Annotated in this window: 18 protein-coding genes; 11 read left to right on the top strand and 7 right to left on the bottom strand. The window is 70.6% G+C overall.

Features of this window, described 5'->3' with window-relative positions; genetic code table 11:
* Positions 1–436: ABC transporter substrate-binding protein (locus O3Q52_RS30960; protein ID WP_269652001.1), on the bottom strand; the 436-nt coding region annotated here is incomplete at its 3' end.
* 239 nt (positions 437–675) lie between these two features.
* Between O3Q52_RS30960 and O3Q52_RS30955 the strand changes: the two genes are divergently transcribed.
* The 4 genes from O3Q52_RS30955 (at position 676) to O3Q52_RS30940 (ending at position 5,247) form a co-directional block, all read left to right on the top strand.
* Positions 676–1,086: a MarR family winged helix-turn-helix transcriptional regulator gene (locus O3Q52_RS30955; RefSeq protein ID WP_269652000.1), complete on the top strand. Its 411-nt coding sequence runs from the start codon at positions 676–678 to the stop codon at positions 1,084–1,086.
* A 79-nt stretch (positions 1,087–1,165) separates the two neighbouring features.
* Positions 1,166–2,611 (top strand): aldehyde dehydrogenase family protein, encoded by a 1,446-nt coding sequence (locus O3Q52_RS30950; protein WP_332112962.1) that lies wholly within the window; start codon positions 1,166–1,168, stop codon positions 2,609–2,611.
* Between the two features lie 209 nt (positions 2,612–2,820).
* Positions 2,821–3,705, top strand: a complete 885-nt coding sequence (locus tag O3Q52_RS30945) for a glycoside hydrolase family 19 protein (RefSeq protein WP_269651999.1) — start codon at positions 2,821–2,823, stop codon at positions 3,703–3,705.
* Between the two features lie 177 nt (positions 3,706–3,882).
* A complete protein-coding gene (locus O3Q52_RS30940) occupies positions 3,883–5,247 on the top strand; it encodes an RICIN domain-containing protein (RefSeq protein ID WP_269651998.1) in 1,365 nt (454 codons plus the stop codon).
* On the opposite strand, the gene O3Q52_RS30935 is transcribed toward O3Q52_RS30940, so the two are convergent.
* Entirely contained in the window at positions 5,235–6,257 is a 1,023-nt protein-coding gene (locus O3Q52_RS30935) for a YafY family protein (protein ID WP_269651997.1), read from the bottom strand. The two genes, O3Q52_RS30940 and O3Q52_RS30935, sit on opposite strands and share 13 nt — an antisense overlap.
* 101 nt (positions 6,258–6,358) lie before the next feature.
* Between O3Q52_RS30935 and O3Q52_RS30930 the strand changes: the two genes are divergently transcribed.
* Together O3Q52_RS30930 and O3Q52_RS30925 are read left to right on the top strand one after the other, a co-directional pair.
* The gene (locus O3Q52_RS30930) at positions 6,359–6,937 is read left to right on the top strand and encodes a DinB family protein (protein WP_269651996.1); all 579 of its coding nucleotides are present in this window, start codon (positions 6,359–6,361) and stop codon (positions 6,935–6,937) included.
* Between the two features lie 159 nt (positions 6,938–7,096).
* Positions 7,097–8,194, top strand: coding sequence for a winged helix DNA-binding domain-containing protein (locus O3Q52_RS30925; protein ID WP_269651995.1), 1,098 nt, complete (start codon positions 7,097–7,099; stop codon positions 8,192–8,194).
* Positions 8,195–8,264: 70 nt separating this feature from the next.
* Here the strand turns inward: O3Q52_RS30925 and O3Q52_RS30920 are convergent, their stop codons facing one another.
* Positions 8,265–8,975, bottom strand: coding sequence for a dienelactone hydrolase family protein (locus O3Q52_RS30920; protein ID WP_269651994.1), 711 nt, complete (start codon positions 8,973–8,975; stop codon positions 8,265–8,267).
* A 233-nt stretch (positions 8,976–9,208) separates the two neighbouring features.
* Here O3Q52_RS30920 and O3Q52_RS30915 point away from each other — a divergent pair, with 233 nt between their 5' ends.
* Both O3Q52_RS30915 and O3Q52_RS30910 read left to right on the top strand, forming a co-directional pair.
* Positions 9,209–9,640 (top strand): VOC family protein, encoded by a 432-nt coding sequence (locus tag O3Q52_RS30915; RefSeq protein WP_269651993.1) that lies wholly within the window; start codon positions 9,209–9,211, stop codon positions 9,638–9,640.
* A 59-nt stretch (positions 9,641–9,699) separates the two neighbouring features.
* On the top strand, positions 9,700–10,764 hold the full coding sequence (locus O3Q52_RS30910) for an adenosine deaminase (protein WP_269651992.1): 1,065 nt from the start codon (positions 9,700–9,702) through the stop codon (positions 10,762–10,764).
* Between the two features lie 58 nt (positions 10,765–10,822).
* On the opposite strand, the gene O3Q52_RS30905 is transcribed toward O3Q52_RS30910, so the two are convergent.
* A complete protein-coding gene (locus O3Q52_RS30905; RefSeq protein WP_269651991.1) occupies positions 10,823–12,319 on the bottom strand; it encodes a carotenoid oxygenase family protein in 1,497 nt (498 codons plus the stop codon).
* A 68-nt stretch (positions 12,320–12,387) separates the two neighbouring features.
* Positions 12,388–13,299 carry a LysR family transcriptional regulator gene (locus tag O3Q52_RS30900; protein WP_269651990.1) on the bottom strand — a complete coding sequence of 304 codons (912 nt, stop codon included), beginning with the start codon at positions 13,297–13,299 and terminating at the stop codon, positions 12,388–12,390.
* Between the two features lie 113 nt (positions 13,300–13,412).
* Here O3Q52_RS30900 and mgrA point away from each other — a divergent pair, with 113 nt between their 5' ends.
* Positions 13,413–14,414, top strand: a complete 1,002-nt coding sequence (gene mgrA, locus O3Q52_RS30895) for an L-glyceraldehyde 3-phosphate reductase (RefSeq protein WP_269651989.1) — start codon at positions 13,413–13,415, stop codon at positions 14,412–14,414.
* Positions 14,415–14,463: 49 nt separating this feature from the next.
* Here mgrA and O3Q52_RS30890 read toward each other — a convergent pair whose 3' ends face one another.
* A complete protein-coding gene (locus tag O3Q52_RS30890) occupies positions 14,464–14,751 on the bottom strand; it encodes a DUF1905 domain-containing protein (protein WP_269651988.1) in 288 nt (95 codons plus the stop codon).
* A 95-nt stretch (positions 14,752–14,846) separates the two neighbouring features.
* Entirely contained in the window at positions 14,847–15,230 is a 384-nt protein-coding gene (locus O3Q52_RS30885; protein ID WP_269651987.1) for a nuclear transport factor 2 family protein, read from the bottom strand.
* A 402-nt stretch (positions 15,231–15,632) separates the two neighbouring features.
* Here O3Q52_RS30885 and O3Q52_RS30880 point away from each other — a divergent pair, with 402 nt between their 5' ends.
* On the top strand, positions 15,633–16,043 hold the full coding sequence (locus O3Q52_RS30880; RefSeq protein WP_269651986.1) for a hypothetical protein: 411 nt from the start codon (positions 15,633–15,635) through the stop codon (positions 16,041–16,043).
* An 85-nt stretch (positions 16,044–16,128) separates the two neighbouring features.
* Positions 16,129–16,396, top strand: a 268-nt coding sequence (locus tag O3Q52_RS30875; RefSeq protein ID WP_269651985.1) for an FHA domain-containing protein, incomplete at its 3' end; no start/stop codon positions are given.

The raw sequence follows: 16,396 nt of genomic DNA, 5'->3' as shown, positions 1-16,396 counted from the left end.
CCAACAGGCGCATGGCGGGCCGCAGTTGGTCGTTCGGGGTCTCGCTCGTCAGGAACACGCCGGCCGTGTCCTCGCCGCCCTCGTACAGCGCCGTATACACGTAGGGCACGCGGTGGGCGATCCGCGGTGCGAGCTTCTGGCGTACGGAGGAGATGTGCCAGCCGGTGACGCCCTGCACGATGCCGAGGTCGACCAGTGCCTCGACGTTCTCGGCGATGCGGTGCGGCTCGGCGCCGCCGTCGACCGGCAGCAGCCGCAGCTCCTTGCCGAGCACCCCGCCCGAGCGGTTGACCTCCTCCACGGCGAGCCGCGCGCACAACTCGCACGTGGGCCCGAAGATCCCCGCGGCGCCCTGCATGGGAAAGACCAGCGCCACGCTGACGACCGAGTCGTCGGCCGTGAACCAGTCGAGCGGAGGCGGGTCGAGCCGGACCATGAGGGCATGATTCCGGGAACACCCGGTGAACTCCAATCCGTCTCGGGGTACGGTCCGCGCCCGGGGCGGCAGGAACCTGGACTCGATGGGTGCGCGGCGGCCGGACCCTGGCATGCGGTGCGCGGGTGCGGCGGCAGATGTGGGAGATCCTTGTGGGAAGCGGGACTTGTACGATGTGCTGACCCCCGGGAGCGAGGAGAAGGATGCCGACCCCACCTCCGCGTCGGTCTCAGGACCTCATGCACCTCTTGACGCGGGCCGAGCGACTGGCGGCGCGCCGGCTCCAGGCCGCCCTGGACGAGCACGGCTGCTCGCTCGACGCCTGGCGTGTGCTCTCCCTGCTCTCCGACGGTGAGGGGCACCCGATGGCGGCGGTCGCCGAGGCGGCCTTCCTGCCGCCCCCGACCCTCACCAAACTGGTCGACCAACTCGTCGACCAGAACCTCGTCTACCGGCGCGTCGACCCCCTGGACCGGCGCCGCATCCTCGCCCACCTCACCCCGCGCGGCGAGGACCACTGGCGGCGCGTCGACCGCGAGGTCCGCGCCCAGTGGCCCGTCCTGAGCGACGGCGACGACGAACTGCTGCGGGGGCTCCTGCACCGGCTCGCGGATACGCTCGACGGGGCGGCCGCCGAGTCCTCGGTGTAGTCCCGCGGAGGGTTCCACCAGCCGGTGGAGGGTCCCGCCGCGAGTGGCCGTTGCGCCCTCGGTGTGATCTGTGACGCTCATGGCCGGTTGCCTCGCGTGCTGCGGAATCATGATGCCGTATAAATGGTTGGCATATACATCGAGCTTGCCGCTCGACCCCACCGCACGCGGGCCACCAGCCCACTCCGACCAGCGAGGCACCGTGAACCAGCCCACCCCCGAGCAGCCCGCCGACGTCGTGGCCCGGCTGCGCGCCACCTTCCGCTCCGGCCGCACCAAGCCCGTCGTATGGCGCACCACCCAGCTGCGCCGCCTGCGCGAGCTGCTCACCGTGCACGGCGAGGGCCTGGCCGCGGCCCTCCACGCCGACCTGGGCAAGAGCTCCACCGAGGCGTTCCGTACGGAGATCAACTTCGTCGTGCGGGAGATCGACCACACCCTGGAGCACCTCGACGAGTGGCTGCGCCCCGAGTCCGCCCCCGTCCCCGAGCACCTCGGAGCGGACGCGACGGCCTGGACGCAGTACGACCCGCTCGGCGTCGTGCTGGTCATCGCGCCCTGGAACTACCCGGCGCAGCTCCTGCTCGCGCCGATGCTCGGTGCGCTCGCCGCCGGCAACGCGGTCGTCGTCAAGCCCAGCGAGCTGGCCCCGGCCACCTCCGCCTTCCTGGCCCGGCGTCTGCCGGAGTACCTGGACACCGGCGCGGTCGCCGTCGTCGAGGGCGGCATCCCCGAGACCACGGCCCTGCTCGCCGAGCGCTTCGACCACATCTTCTACACCGGCAACGGCACCGTCGGCCGCATCGTCATGACCGCCGCCGCCCGGCACCTCACCCCGGTCACCCTCGAACTCGGCGGCAAGTCACCGGCGTTCGTCGACCGGGACGCCGACCTGACCGTCGTCGCCGACCGCCTCGCCCGCGGCAAGTTCCTCAACGCCGGACAGACCTGCGTCGCCCCCGACTACGTACTCACCGACCCGGAGACGGCCCGTGCCCTGGAACCGGCTCTGGCCAAGGCCGTCGAGGACCTGTACGGAACCGACACCGCCACCTCCGCCGAGTACGGGCGAATCATCAACGAGCGGCACTTCGACCGCCTCAGCGGGCTGCTCGACTCCGGCCGTGTCGTGGTCGGCGGTGACAGCGACCGTGCCACGAAGTACATCGCGCCGACCGTTCTGGCCGACGTCGACCCCGGTTCGCCAGTCATGCACGAGGAGATCTTCGGCCCGGTCCTGCCGATCGTGACCGTGCCGGGGCTCGACGAGGCAGTCGAATTCATCAACGACCGGGACAAGCCACTGGCTCTGTACGTCTTCACCGAGTCCGACGTCACCCGCGAGCGGCTCGCTGCCGAAACGTCCTCAGGCGGCCTCGGCTTCGGTCTGCCGCTCGCCCATCTCACCGTCTCCGACCTGCCGTTCGGCGGTGTCGGCGAGAGCGGCATGGGCAACTACCACGGCCGCTACTCCATCGAGACGTTCAGTCACCGCAAGGCGGTGCTGGAGAAGCCGCTGGGCTGAACCGCTGGGCTGAATCGGAGCGGCCGCGGGGCGGGTTGACTGGTCTACACCCTTGACTGGTCCAGACCAAGGGAGTTGAGTGTGGCTCCACACCCCCCACCACGGCCGCCCCGTACGCCGTGGCCGGTCGCACCGGCCTGCGCGCACAAGGTTCCGCTTCGCTCTGCCCGCGTACGGGCGCGGCCGTGCTCCGTGAAGGAGTTGGTCCTGTGTCGAGGCGTCGTATCTCCGCGTTCGTGGCCGCGCTCATGCTCGCAGGCGCCGCGCCGGTGCTCCTGCCGGCGTCGAGCGCGTCCGCGGCGGCCTGTTCGAGCTACCCGAGCTGGGTGGCCGGCAAGTCCTACGTCACCGGCAACATCGTCCGTTACACCGACGGCAAGGCCTACATAGCCGAGCACGACAACCCGGGCTACGACCCCACCATCAGCACCTGGTACTGGGAGCCGTACGCCTGTGACGGAGGCACCAACCCCTCCGGCTTCGTGGTGAGCGAGGCGCAGTTCAACCAGATGTTCCCGAGCCGGAACTCCTTCTACACGTACAGCGGGCTGAAGGCCGCGATGAGCGCCTATCCGGCCTTCGCGAACACCGGCAGCGACACGGTGAAGAAGCAGGAGGCCGCCGCCTTCCTCGCAAACGTCAGCCACGAGACCGGCGGTCTCGTCCACATCGTCGAGCAGAACACCGCCAACTACCCCTCCTACTGCGACTGGGGCCAGCCGTACGGCTGCCCGGCCGGCCAGGCCGCGTACTACGGCCGCGGGCCGATCCAGCTCAGCTGGAACTTCAACTACAAGGCAGCGGGCGACGCGCTGGGCATCGACCTCCTCAACAACCCCTGGCTCGTGCAGAACGACGCCGCCGTGGCCTGGAAGACCGGCCTCTGGTACTGGAACACGCAGAACGGCCCCGGCACCATGACCGGCCACAACGCCATGGTCAACGGCGCGGGCTTCGGCCAGACGATCCGCAGCATCAACGGCTCGCTGGAGTGCGACGGCAAGAACCCGGCCCAGGTGCAGAGCCGGGTGAACAACTACCAGAGGTTCACCCAGATCCTCGGCACGACGCCGGGCAACAACCTGTACTGCTGAGGTACCGCCCGGGTATCCCCGGCGGCCGTGGGGCGGCGGCTCGATGTCGCCGCCCTGTCCGGCCGGTCGGGCTATTGACCAGTACATACCAAGCCGATTGAGTGTCCCGCGCAGACCCCCCATTTCCCGGCTGCCGCTTCCGGCGCCGTCGCGCTGCTGAAAGGGACCCCTACCGACATGCGGATGCATCGCCCCCTGCTCGCCCTCATTGCCGCCGGAGCGGCACTCACCTCCGTCCTGGCCGCTCCCGCCCACTCGGCGGCGGTCCCGACGGGAGGAGTGTTCTACGTGCAGAGCGCTGTCACCGGCCTGAACGCCGCCGACAGTGGGGGAGCGGTCGTCCAGCGCAACCCCAAGGGCAACGAGGACCGGCAGCAGTGGACGCTCCGGTCGAGCGGCGCGTCGTACGTGCTGGAGAGCACCGACACGGCGGGCAGTTGCCTCGGCCGCTCCGGCGGTCAGGCGAGAACCGTGGCCTGTACGAGCGGCGACGCCCCGTGGGAGATCACGGCGACGGGGACCGACCAGTACCGGCTCAAAGTCCCGGGCGCCGACCAGTACTTGACGGTCGCCGCGAAGCCGTCCGGCTCCAACTATCCGGCCCAACTGGCCCTGGGCGGCGCGGGGAACCTGTCCTCCTGGTACCTGACTCCCACGACGTCCCCGACCTCCCCGATGCCGTCCCCGGACCAACGCACCCTGGACCAGGTCACGTTCCTCACGTCCCACAACGCCTACGCGAACGGTGTCGACGGCGGATTCGCGCCACCCTTCGTCAACCTCGTCCCCAACCAGAGCCGGGGAATCAACCAGCAACTCACCGACGGCGTACGCGGTTTCATGCTGGACATCTACCAGACCTCCGACGGCGCGATCCTCTGCCACAACAGCTGCACCCTCGTCAGCCGGCCGGTCGCGCTGTGGGTGGACATCCAGCGGATGGTCGACTACCTGAGGGCGAACCCGAACGAGTTCGTCACCGTCTTCCTGGAGGACTACGTCGACCCGGGCGTCCTGCGCAGCGAACTGGCCCGCGTGAACGGCCTGTCCGACGTGCTGTACCGCCCCGACCAGACCGGCGTCCGCACCAAGGGCTGGCCGAAGATGTCGGAACTCATCGCAGCCAACGACCGCCTCCTCATCTTCACGGACCACAGCCGTTCCGCCGACCAGTCCGCCGGCCTCACCCGCGACAGCTTCGGCGTGATGTACCAGCGTGAGTGGACCGTCGAGAACTACTGGTCCATGGGCTCCGGGCTCGGCAGCTCCGACTGGTCCTGCTACAGCCGCTGGTACGACGCCAACACCAACGTGCCCCTCACCTCCACGGCGCCGCCGTTCCGGCCGCTCTTCGTCATGAACCACTTCCGCGACGCAGCGATCGCCTCCACGGCCGCCACCGACAACAGCAAACTCACCGACCGGGCCCAGCGCTTCTGCCAGCCCGCCGCCCGCAAGAAGCCCAACTTCCTCGCCGTGGACCGGTACGACCTCGGGAACCCGGCGGCCGCGGTGGCGACGCTCAACGGCTACACGTACTGACGCTTCTCGCCGAGTGGGCCCGTCGCCGCGTTCGCGTAGCGGCGGGCCAACTGCGCGAAGGCGTCCCGGAGTTCGGCCGGGCCGACGACCTCGATGTCGGCGTCGAACCTGCCGATGCCGGCGGCCAGGCCGGGCCACGACCACGAACCCAGGACGAGTCGGCAGCGGCCCGGGCCGAGCTCCTCGACGACTCCGTCGCGGGAGTAGCGGGACACCTCGGCGGCGGGGAGCCCGAGGATCACCTCACCGCGGCAGGGCCAGTCACCGGAGCCGCCGGACCCGTCGGATCCCCGGAACCGGCCCGCCACGAAAGCAGCCACATCACCTCCGGGCAGTTCGCGCGCAGTGAACCGGGGCCCTGTAGGAACGCGCGGGGTGATCCGGTCTGCGCGGAAGGTGCGCCAGTCCTCGCGGTCCAGGTCCCAGGCGACGAGATACCAGCGTCCGCCCCAGGTGACGAGGTGATGGGGCTGCACCCGGCGCGGTGCGGCCACGGCCGGATCATCGTGTCCTGCTCCCGGAGGTGAGGCGTAGTCGAAACGCAGCACCTCGTGGGCATGGACGGCTGCGCCGAGTGCCATGAGCACACCACTGTCGACCCGCGACTCCGGCCGGGTCGCGGATCGCCCGACGGCGGTGATCTGGAGCATGTCGATCCGGCGGCGCAACCGCGCGGGCATGACCTGCCGGACGGTGGTCAGCGCACGCGCCGCGGCCTCCTCGATACCGGCGCCGGTGGTCGTGGCCATCTGGAGCGCCATGGCGAGCGCGACGGCCTGCTCGTCGTCGAACAGCAGCGGCGGCAGATCGGTTCCGGCGTCGAGCCGGTAGCCGCCGTCGGGTCCTTTGAAGGCCACGATGGGATAGCCGAGCTCGCGCAGCCGGTCGACATCGCGGCGCACGGTACGCGGACTGACGTCCAGCCGCTCCGCCAGCAGCGCCCCCGGCCAGTCCCGGCGCGCCTGGAGCAGCGAGAGCAGGGACAGCAGTCGGGCTGATGTCTTCGGCATGACACCCATACTGCCCCGAGAAGAGGACACTCCCTGACCGCTTCTCCTGCGACTGTCGTTCTCGTACCGAACACCGGGAACGACCAGAAGGACCGATCACTGTGACCGCCATGACCACGCCCCCTTCCACTCCCGACGCCGAGCGGGCCGACCTGATCGCCGCGCTCGCGACCGCGCGGGCAGCCCTGACCAACACCGTGCGCGGGCTCAGCGACGAGCAGGCCGGTGAGCGCCCGACCGTCAGTGCGCTGTGCCTGGGCGGGCTGATCAAGCACGTCGCCTCCATCGAGGAGGGATGGATGCGCTTCGTGGTCGACGGCCCGTCGGCGATGCGCCACGACCTGCCCGACGGCGTCACCTGGGCCGACATCGCGGCCGGTACCGCACGCGAGTTCCCGCAGTGGATGATCGACCACCAGAACGACTTCCTGATGCTGCCCGGCGAGACGCTGGCCGGGGTCGTCGAGCGCTACGAGCAGGTCGCCGCCCACAGCGAGAAGATCATCGCCTCCGTGCCCGACCTCTCGGCGACGCATCCGCTGCCGGAGGCGCCCTGGCACGAGCCGGGAGCCGTGCGCAGTGTGCGCCGGGTTCTGACGCATGTCATCGCCGAGACCGCCCAGCACGCCGGGCACGCGGACATCCTGCGCGAGACGCTCGACGGGCAGAAGTCGACCTGACACGGACGGATCCCGACCGGGTCGGGCCACCGCCCCGACCCGGCTCCGACCGCGGGATCCTCCACGTACTCGACGTCCGTATTCGAAGCCCATATCCGAAGCCCGTTCTTGAAGGGGAGAGCGCACCATGAGGTTCGGCCAGGCCGCGGGGGCGACCCGATGACCGTTCTCGACGCCCGGGCGCTCAACAGGGCAACGCTGGCACGGCAGTTGCTGCTCGACCGCGCCGACATGCCGGTGCTCGACGCCGTCGCGCACCTCGGCGGTCTGCAGGCGCAGGAACCGCAGGAGCCGTTCGTCGGGCTCTGGTCGCGACTGCACGCTTTCGACCCGGCGGTGCTGTCGGACCTGCTGACCGGGCGGAGCGTGGTGCGTACGCATCTCATGCGCCGCACCGTCCACCTCGTCACCGCCGACGACGCCCTGGCCTGGCGGGCCCGCCACGACGCCATGCTGCGCCAACGGGTAATCGGGGTCTACCGCAGGGAACTCGCCGGAGTGGATCTCGACGAACTCGCGGCTGCGGGCCGGGCCGTGATGGCCGACGGCGAGCCCCGCTCGATGACCGAACTCGCACGGGCGCTCGCCGACCGCTGGCCGAAGCCGGGACCACGGCCACTGGGCGAAATGCTGGTCGCCGCCCTCATCCCGATGGTGCAACTGCCACCGCGCGGACTGTGGCGCACTCGGGCGGGAGTGCGCAACGTCCCGCTCTCCTCCTGGCTCGGGCGCGAGATCGACCCGCCGGCCCAGGACGGCTCCGACCCCGTGGGCCAGCAGCTGGTGCGGCGCTATCTGGCCGCGTTCGGCCCCGCCGCCTCGGCCGACCTGCGCGCCTGGTGCGGCCTCGCCGGACTGCCGGCCGCGGTCACCGCCGTACGCGAGGAACTGGTGAGCTTCCGCGACGAGCGAGGCAGGGAACTGCTGGACCTTCCCGACGCACCGTGCCCCGACCCCGACGCGCCCGCCCCGGCGCGGTTCCTGCCCGCGTTCGACAACGCGATCCTCGGCTACCACGACCGCGGCCGGATCATCGACGACGCCCACCGCGGGCTGTCGGTCGCCGGTGCTCGCGTCGTCCTGGTCGACGGCCGGGTCTCCGCGACCTGGCACGTGGAGGAGGACACCGTGCTGGTCACCCCGCTGCGTCGCCTCTCCCGGGCCGAACGCACCGATGTGGCCGAGCAGGGGCGGGAGCTGTCCGCGTTCCTCTCCGACGACGACAGCCACCGCGTACGGATCGCCGCGGCTGCCTGAGGAGCGACCCACCCGTGAGTGACGCGGGTCCATGTGCGACCTGCGTCACGGCACCGTCGTACCGCTCCGGTCAGCCCAGCTGTGCGTGCAGGAAGTCCACCGTGCTCCGCCAGGCCAGGGCCGACGACTCGGGCTCGTGGACCTCGGGACGGCCGTCGTTGAAGAAGGCGTGGTCGGCGGGGTAGACGCGGAAGGTTGGGGTGATACCGGACTGCTCGCGGATCGTGTCGCGGAGCGGGGCGAGCGAGTCGACGGGAATGGTCGAGTCGCGCTCGCCGTAGTGCCCGAGGATCTGCGCCTTGAGGCCGGAGAAGTCGGGGGTCTCGCCCTGGATGACGCCGTAGAACGGGACGGCTGCGTGGACACGCGGGTCGGTGGCGGCCTGGTAGAGGACGAAACCGCCGCCCATGCAGAAGCCGACCGAGCCGACGCTCCCGGAGGTGACCTCGGGCATCGCGAGCAGATGGTCGACGGCGCCGGAGAGCAGCTCGACGCCGCGCGCCACGGGCAGGTCCTGCATCATGCGAAACGCCTCGGCGCTGTCGTGGGCGACATTGCCGCCGTACAGGTCGGGAGCCAGCGCCACGAAGCCCTCCTTCGCCAGGCGCTCGGTGACGTCCGCGATGTGGTCGGTGAGGCCCCACCACTCCTGGATCACGATGACGCCGGGCCCCTGTCCGGAGGGCGGCAGCGCCAGATAACCGTGCGCGGTGGTGCCGCCGCTCGGGAACGTGACGTTCTGGCGGGCGGGGGCTCCGGTCGACCTGGGCGTCTCGGACATGGTGTGTCACTCCTGTCGCTTGATCTTGACTCCAGCATGCAGGAGGCGGGTGCGACGTCGGCACGCGGCCCCCTGCCCCGTCGCGTGGCGACGGCATGCGGCCCCTGCCCGGGCGGGCCTCCCATGTCACTGACCGAAGCCACCCTGCCGGACCACTCCTTCCGATGCCGTATCCTCGCGTGTTACGTATAACCCGCCTCGTGTCCCGTCCCTTCGCTCCCCGAGAGGCTCCGATGAAACGCGTCGCCCTGGTCACCCTCGTCGTCGACGACTACGACGAGGCGATCCGCTTCTACACCGAGGCCCTCGGATTCCGGCTCGCCGAGGACACCCCGCGACCCGACGGGTCCCGCTGGGTCGTCGTGGAGCCGGACACCGGCGGGCACGGCACCGGGCTCCTGCTGGCCCGGGCCAAGGACGAGGCTCAGCGCGGCCGGGTCGGCGACCAGACCGGCGGACGTGTCGGCTTCTTCCTGCACACCGACGACTTCGCCCGCGACCACGCACGGATGACCGCGGCGGGCGTGACCTTCCTGGAGGAGCCGCGGCACGAGACGTACGGCTCGGTCGTCGTCTTCCAGGACCTTTACGGAAACCGGTGGGACCTGCTGCAGCCTGCCGTGCCCGACCCGCAGGCCGCCGCTCACGACGAATCCGCCCAGTGATCAGCACTCCCCACGCACCGAACTCCACACCCACCGACAACCTGCCGAGGAAACACCGCATGACCGCGTCCCGCATCGACATCGACACCATCCGCAGGCTCCCCAAGGCTGTCCTGCACGACCACCTCGACGGCGGCCTGCGCCCCACCACGCTCGTCGAACTCGCCGACGCGGTCGGCCACACGCTCCCCACCACGGACCCGGACGCGCTCGCCGCCTGGTACTACGAGGCGGCCAACTCCGGTGACCTGGTCCGCTACATAGCCACCTTCGAGCACACCCTCGCCGTGATGCAGACCCGCGAGGGCCTGCTGCGCACCGCCGAGGAGTACGTGCTCGACCTGGCCGAGGACGGTGTCGTCTACGGCGAGGTGCGGTACGCCCCTGAGCTGCTGGTCAACGGCGGGCTGGCTCTCTCCGAGGTCGTCGAGACCGTGCAGGAGGGCTTGGCCGCCGGTATGGCCAAGGCGGCGGCCCTGGGCACGCCGGTCCGCGTCGGCACGCTGCTGTGCGGGATGCGCATGTTCGACCGGGTCCGCGAGGCCGCCGACCTGGCCGTGGCCTTCCGGGACGCCGGCGTCGTCGGCTTCGACATCGCGGGCGCCGAGGACGGCTTCCCGCCCGCCGACCACCTCGCCGCCTTCGAGCACCTGCGCGTCGAGAACGTCCCGTTCACCATCCACGCCGGCGAGGCCCACGGCCTGCCCAGCATCCACCAGGCCCTCCAGGTCTGCGGCGCCCAGCGCATCGGCCACGGCGTCCGTATCACCGAGGACATCGTGGACGGCAAGCTCGGCCGCGTCGCGGGGTGGGTGCGCGACCGCCGCATCGCCCTGGAGATGTGCCCCACCTCCAACCTCCAGACGGGCGCGGCCCCTTCGATCGCCGACCACCCGATCACGCACCTCCGCGACCTGGGCTTCCGCGTCACTCTCAACACCGACAACCGGCTGGTCTCCGGCACGACCATGACCCGCGAGATGGCCCTGCTCGTCGACGAGGCGGGCTGGACCGTCGACGACCTGCGCACGGTCACGGTCAACGCCCTGAAGAGCGCGTTCATCCCGTTCGACGAGCGGGCCGCCCTCATCAGGGACGTCGTCCTGCCGGGCTACGAGCTCTGATCACCCGGAGGCCGGCCGCCGGACCGCTCAACGGTCCCGGCCGGCCTCTCATGTGCTCTCACGCGTCGGCCACCCAGTTCCCGTGGAAGCCCAGCGGCACCCGCCCGGGCAGATGGATCCGGGCCACCGGCTCACCCGTGAAGTCCTGAGCCGACAGGATCAGCAGATCGGCCGCGCCCCGGTCGGGATCGTGCACGTACGACAGCGTGTAGCCGTCGTCCTCGGCCGCCCTCCGGTCCGTCGGGTCCGAGGCGACGAACACCGGCTCGCCGGCCGCCGCGTGCCGGGGCAGCCGGTGCACCTGAGTCGTACCGCGCAACAGGTCGTGCTTGATCAGCTCGTTGCGGAAGGCGCGGTCGGGCGGGTTCCCGTCGGGCGTCACATACGCCAGCGTCATCTCGGCGGCGGCCGCCGAGTACCCGTACCGATGCCGCCGCGCCACCAGCGACTCGTTGACGCGCGGGAATTCCTGGGGCCGGTCGTCCAGCACCCTGGTGCGTACGCGGCCCCGGTCGAGGTCGACCGTCCAGCGGTGCAGCCGCGGGGTCCCGGCGCCGTATGGCCCGCCGGAGCCGAGTCCCGCGACGAAGAAGGGCGCCGCGATGGCTGTGAGGTCGACGACCACCGACGATCCCTCGTCGTAGGCGTTGAGGGTGTGCGAGTAGTACGTCGGCTCCGCCTCGATCCAGCGGATCCGGCCGCCGGCCCGCGGCAGCACACCGACGCGCGCCGCATGCCGGTCGTTCCACACGTACGGCACCAGGTCGCCCCGCTCGGCGCCCGCCGGGTCGAAGGTGACCGGCATGTCGAAGATGACGACGTACTTCTCGGTGAGCGCGAAGTCGTGGATCATCGGGCTGTCCGAGACCGGGATCCTCGTGGTCCGTACGACCCTCCCCGCGGCGTTCACCACCAGGTGCCGGATGTGGTTCCAGGTCGGGTAGTACGTGATCGCGTGCAGCTCGCCCGACTCCGCGTCGAGGTTGGTGTGCGCCGTGAACGCGCCCTCCAGGGTGCCGCGGAAGTCGTACGTGCCCACCGTGTTGAGCTCGTAGTCGAGTTCGTACGGCAGCGGGCCGCTCTCCTGGAGGGCCAGGACCCGTCCGCGGTGCCCGATGACGTGGGTGTTGCACGGGAAGTCGTCCGGCGGCACCGGTCCCGGGTAGGGCTCGCCGAGCTTCTCGGCGACGCGGGAGGAGCGGACCCAGCGGTTGCGGTACCACTCGGCGCGGCCGTCCCGCAGCCGGACGCCGTGCACCATGCCGTCGCCCTGCATCCAGTGGTGTGCCCGGGGATCCTCCAGGCCCAGGACGTTCGGCCCGTTCCGGAGGTAGCGGCCGTTCAGCTCGCGCGGGATCCGTCCGGTGACGGGAAGGCCGAAGGCGGTCAGCTCCTCGGTGACCGGGGCGAACGCCCCTTCCAGAAACGGGAAGTGGCGCCCCTTCGCGGTGGCGGGAGCACCGGCGGCGAGTCCTCCCGTCGCTCCTACGAGTCCGCTCGCCGCCGCGACGGCGGCCACCCCGCGCAGTACGTTCCGTCGGCTGTGCTCAGTCATCTCCGCACTCCCGTGCCGCAGTTGTCGTGATCGATGTGCACGAGTCTGCGGCGGGGGAGCGGGCCCGGTCAGGAGTCCTGGAGCCCCTCCTGGGGTGGTGCCAGGCCCCCTGTTTCGAGCAGCGACATCAGAGCCCGGGCGGCCGGACTGGTCGCCTCCGGGGGCGGGAGCATGGCGACGGTCTCGTACGGCGTCTCGGTGTCTGCCTTGAGGGGGAGTGCGGGCAGGGCGCGCCGTTTGTGGGCGAAGTGGCGCGGTACGACGGCGATCCCGAGGCCCTCCTCGACGAGGTCGAGGAGGCTGTGCACGTCGTTGACCTCCAGGGCGACCGTGCGGTGCACACCGGCCGCCGCGAAGGCCGCGTCGGTGGTGCGGCGCGGTCCCCAGTCGGGGTGGAAGTCGACGAAGGGCTCGCCGCCGAGTTCGTCGGGGGTGACGGGCCCCCCGGCCGCCAGCCGGTGCGAGGGGTGGCAGAGCACGGTCATCGGCTCGCTGGTCAGGGGCAGACAGCGGAGCTGCTCCGTGTCGGCGCGGGTCGTCACGGCGAAGGCCAGGTCCAGGCGGCCGGCGGCGACGTCCTCGGCGAGCGCGCCCGAGCCGGCCTGCCGCAGCCGGATCTCCACGTCCGGATGCTGCCTGCGGAACGCGGCCAGCAGCTGTGCGACGGGCACCCCGGCGATGCACTGCTCGGTGCCCAGCGAGAGCGTGCCGCGCAGCACGCCCTGTACGGCGGCCACCGCGTCCTGGGCCGCGCGGACCTGCGCGAGGATCCGCTCCGCCTCGGTCAGCAGGGCCCGGCCGGCCTCGGTGGGCGTGACGCGGCGGGTCGTGCGGACGAACAGCGGGGCCCGCAGCTCCCGCTCCAGCGCGCGGATCGATGCCGACAGACCCGACTGGGACACCATCAGGCGTTCCGCTGCCCGGGTGAAGTGCTGGTCCTCGGCGACCGCGACGAAGTGCTGCAGGTGGCGCAATTCCATGATTGAGAAGCGTATCCGCTGAATCCCATCCGATTCTCCTGTTGGACCGCTGTCGAGCGGGCAGGCGAGAGTGGACACCGGTCCACTCCGTACCGACCCCTCTGGAGAACGCGTTGTACACCGCACACACCGACCGTTACGCGGACATGCCCTACCGGCGCACGGGACGCAGCGGCCTGAAACTCCCCGCGCTCTCCCTCGGCCTGTGGCACAACTTCGGCCCCGACCGTCCCGTGGACACCCAGCGCGCGATCCTGCGCCGGGCGTTCGACCTGGGCGTCAGCCACTTCGACCTCGCCAACAACTACGGGCCCCCGCCCGGCGCCGCCGAGTCGGCCCTCGGCGAGGCGCTCAAGGCGGACTTCGGTCCGTACCGCGACGAGCTGGTCATCTCCACCAAGGCCGGATACCTGATGTGGCCGGGGCCGTACGGCGAATGGGGCTCCCGCAAGTACCTGCTGTCCTCGCTCGACCAGAGCCTGGGCCGGATGGGCCTCGACTACGTCGACATCTTCTACTCCCACCGCCCCGACCCGGAGACTCCCCTGGAGGAGACGATGGGCGCGCTGCACTCGGCGGTGCAGCAGGGCAAGGCGCTGTACGTCGGTGTCTCCAACTACTCGCCGGAGCAGACCCGCGAGGCCGCCCGCATCCTGGGCGAGCTGGGCACCCCGCTCCTCATCCACCAGCCGCGCTACTCGATGCTCGACCGGCGCCCCGAGGAGGGGCTGCTCGACGCGCTCGACGAGCTGAAGGTGGGCTCCATCGCCTACTCGCCGCTGGAGCAGGGCCTGCTCACCGGCCGCTACCTCGACGGCATCCCGGAGGGTTCCCGGGCCGCCAGTGACAGCCCCTTCCTGAGCGCCGACACGGTGACCGAGGACCTCGTCGGCAACCTGCGCGCCCTGGACGACATCGCCAAGACCCGCGGTCAGTCCCTGGCCCAGATGGCGCTCGCCTGGGTGCTGCGCGGCGGCCGGGTCACCTCCGCGCTGATCGGCGCGAGCAGCCCGCAGCAGTTGGAGGACAGCGTGGCGGCCACGGGCAACCTGGACTTCTCGGAGGACGAGCTCACCCGTATCGACGAGATCGTGCGGCGGGCCTCCAAGGCCTGACTGCCAGGTACGGACCGACGGACCGACCCCCGAGCCGTGGGCGAGGGGGTCAGTCCGTGACGCGCTCCTCCAGTCGTACGGTCACGGTGTCCCCGGCCTCCTTGCCGATCGCCCTGCGGACGTCGGCCTTCACGGGAAGCTTGTGGGTGCCGTCGCCGAGGGCCATGAACGAACTCCGGAAGGGATGGCCGTCGATCGTCCCGCGGACCTTGACCAGTCCGCGCGTGCCGAAGAATCCGACGGACTCCGGCCAGACGAGATAGGTCCAGCCGCCCTTCTCGGGACTCTTCAGAAGTACCGCGGTGAATTGCTGGTCCAATTCGGTGTCCGTGCTCATGATGTCCTCCGCTGTCCCGGCGGTCTCTCCCGCCTGGTGGTCTCTCCTATACGAGACCACCGGGCGCGGCAAAACTCATCGCGGCAGCCGTGGTGTCACGCCCCGGCGGGCACTCGGTCCAGGAATCCGTGCACGCTCCGTATCCGACCGTCGTCGCTCAGGGTGATCACATCGAAGCCGGCGACCGGCGCCGAGCCGTCCGCGACGGCGACCAGCTCCCAGCTGAATCGGGCGAGGTCGTGGTGCCCGTCCACGGCACCGGTGAGCCGGAACTCGAATCCGGGGAACTGCTCGTGCGCCCCGGCGATCACGGCGGCGATCCCGTCGTGCCCGCGGACGTCGGCCAGCGGGTCGGTGTACGTGCCGTCCGCGGTCCAGGCGGCGGTCACGGCCTTCGTCAGGGCCTCCTTCCCGCCCGCGTTCCAGGCCTCGAAGTAACGGGCGACGGCGGTTTCGTAGCGGTCCTGGTTCGCGGACATGGGAGATCAGCCTCCATCGAGGTCGTACGTGCTCGTACGTACTGGTCAGGGCTCGGATCGGACGTCGTCGGGATCCGGTACCGCAACCATGCCGGGCGTCGTCGGAGCCGTCGATTACCCCTCGGGTAATGCCCGTCGGAGGAACCTGATGTCCACGGCCGAGTCATTTCAGCCAGTCACCGCCGTGAATATGCCAGGAGACTGGCTGGAATGGCATGGTGACAGTGTGTCAGGAGTGGTGATACTTGAATGCAGGGCTATTCACAGCCCTGCGAACGGCTCGGGAATTGCCAGGGGATCGCCCGGCGGACCGACCGAAGAACAGCGCCATCGTGCACCACCAGCGAGCCGCAGGAAAGAGAGGCCGGACCGGCAGCAAGCGGATGCAATGGGGGAGCGATCGTGCACGACGAATTCCTTTGCCATGTCACCGCGTACGGAGTGTGCGGGGGCATGTGGGTCGGTGTACCGCTCGGCACCTACCGGGCGCCCACCCTGGCACTGGCCATGTGGTGGTTACGGGACCGGGCGTCATGGATGGCCGAGCGCCTCGATCCGAACCCCGACGCCCCGTACTTCCCGCCGAACTCGATGATGCCCCTCTCGGTCACGGCCCCCGACGTGCCCGGCGTGCTGCGCGCGTGGTGCGGCGACATCTTCCAGCAGGAGCTGGCCGCCCAGGAGTTGGCCGCCGGGAATCTGGTCCGCATCGCCACGAGTGACGAGACCACCGAGTACGAACTGCTCGCGGAGTCGGTCGACGCCCTGCGCATGCAGCGCACCCTCCCCTTCCTGTCCATGCCGGCCGCCTGATCCCCGATCCCGGCGGAACCGCTCGGGCGCGGCCCTCGCCGACCCGCAGCAGGCGCACATGTGGACGAATAGCTAGAATTCAGGCATGGGAGAGCGTTCAGCGGCGCCCGAACTCGTCCTCGAAACCGAGACGGGGTCCACGGTCATGACCCCGAACCACGACTATCACGTCGGCCGCGACCCGTTGAGCGACATCGTCATCGACGACGCCCGGGTCTCCTGGCACCACGCGGTCCTGCGGCCCAACGCCGATCACTGGACGCTCTGGGACGAGAACAGCACGAACGGTACGTACGCCGACGGCCGCCGCGTCCACGAGTGGGACGTCGGCCCGGGCAGCGTCATCCGCTTCG

This window comes from Streptomyces sp. ActVer, from assembly GCF_027270795.1.
GTDB classification, from domain to species: domain Bacteria; phylum Actinomycetota; class Actinomycetes; order Streptomycetales; family Streptomycetaceae; genus Streptomyces; species Streptomyces umbrinus_A.
This window is presented reverse-complemented; position numbering and strand designations above follow the sequence as displayed.

Bases quoted from the DNA above. Each gene is read 5' to 3' on its own strand.
- O3Q52_RS30955 (WP_269652000.1), top strand. From the start codon at position 676: ATGCACCTCTTGACGCGGGCCGAGCGACTGGCGGCGCGCCGGCTCCAG.
- O3Q52_RS30950 (WP_332112962.1), top strand. From the start codon at position 1,166: ATGGCCGGTTGCCTCGCGTGCTGCGGAATCATGATGCCGTATAAATGG.
- O3Q52_RS30940 (WP_269651998.1), top strand. From the start codon at position 3,883: ATGCGGATGCATCGCCCCCTGCTCGCCCTCATTGCCGCCGGAGCGGCA.
- O3Q52_RS30935 (WP_269651997.1), bottom strand. From the start codon at position 6,257: ATGCCGAAGACATCAGCCCGACTGCTGTCCCTGCTCTCGCTGCTCCAG.
- O3Q52_RS30925 (WP_269651995.1), top strand. From the start codon at position 7,097: ATGACCGTTCTCGACGCCCGGGCGCTCAACAGGGCAACGCTGGCACGG.
- O3Q52_RS30920 (WP_269651994.1), bottom strand. From the start codon at position 8,975: ATGTCCGAGACGCCCAGGTCGACCGGAGCCCCCGCCCGCCAGAACGTC.
- O3Q52_RS30915 (WP_269651993.1), top strand. From the start codon at position 9,209: ATGAAACGCGTCGCCCTGGTCACCCTCGTCGTCGACGACTACGACGAG.
- O3Q52_RS30910 (WP_269651992.1), top strand. From the start codon at position 9,700: ATGACCGCGTCCCGCATCGACATCGACACCATCCGCAGGCTCCCCAAG.
- O3Q52_RS30905 (WP_269651991.1), bottom strand. From the start codon at position 12,319: ATGACTGAGCACAGCCGACGGAACGTACTGCGCGGGGTGGCCGCCGTC.
- O3Q52_RS30900 (WP_269651990.1), bottom strand. From the start codon at position 13,299: ATGGAATTGCGCCACCTGCAGCACTTCGTCGCGGTCGCCGAGGACCAG.
- O3Q52_RS30890 (WP_269651988.1), bottom strand. From the start codon at position 14,751: ATGAGCACGGACACCGAATTGGACCAGCAATTCACCGCGGTACTTCTG.
- O3Q52_RS30885 (WP_269651987.1), bottom strand. From the start codon at position 15,230: ATGTCCGCGAACCAGGACCGCTACGAAACCGCCGTCGCCCGTTACTTC.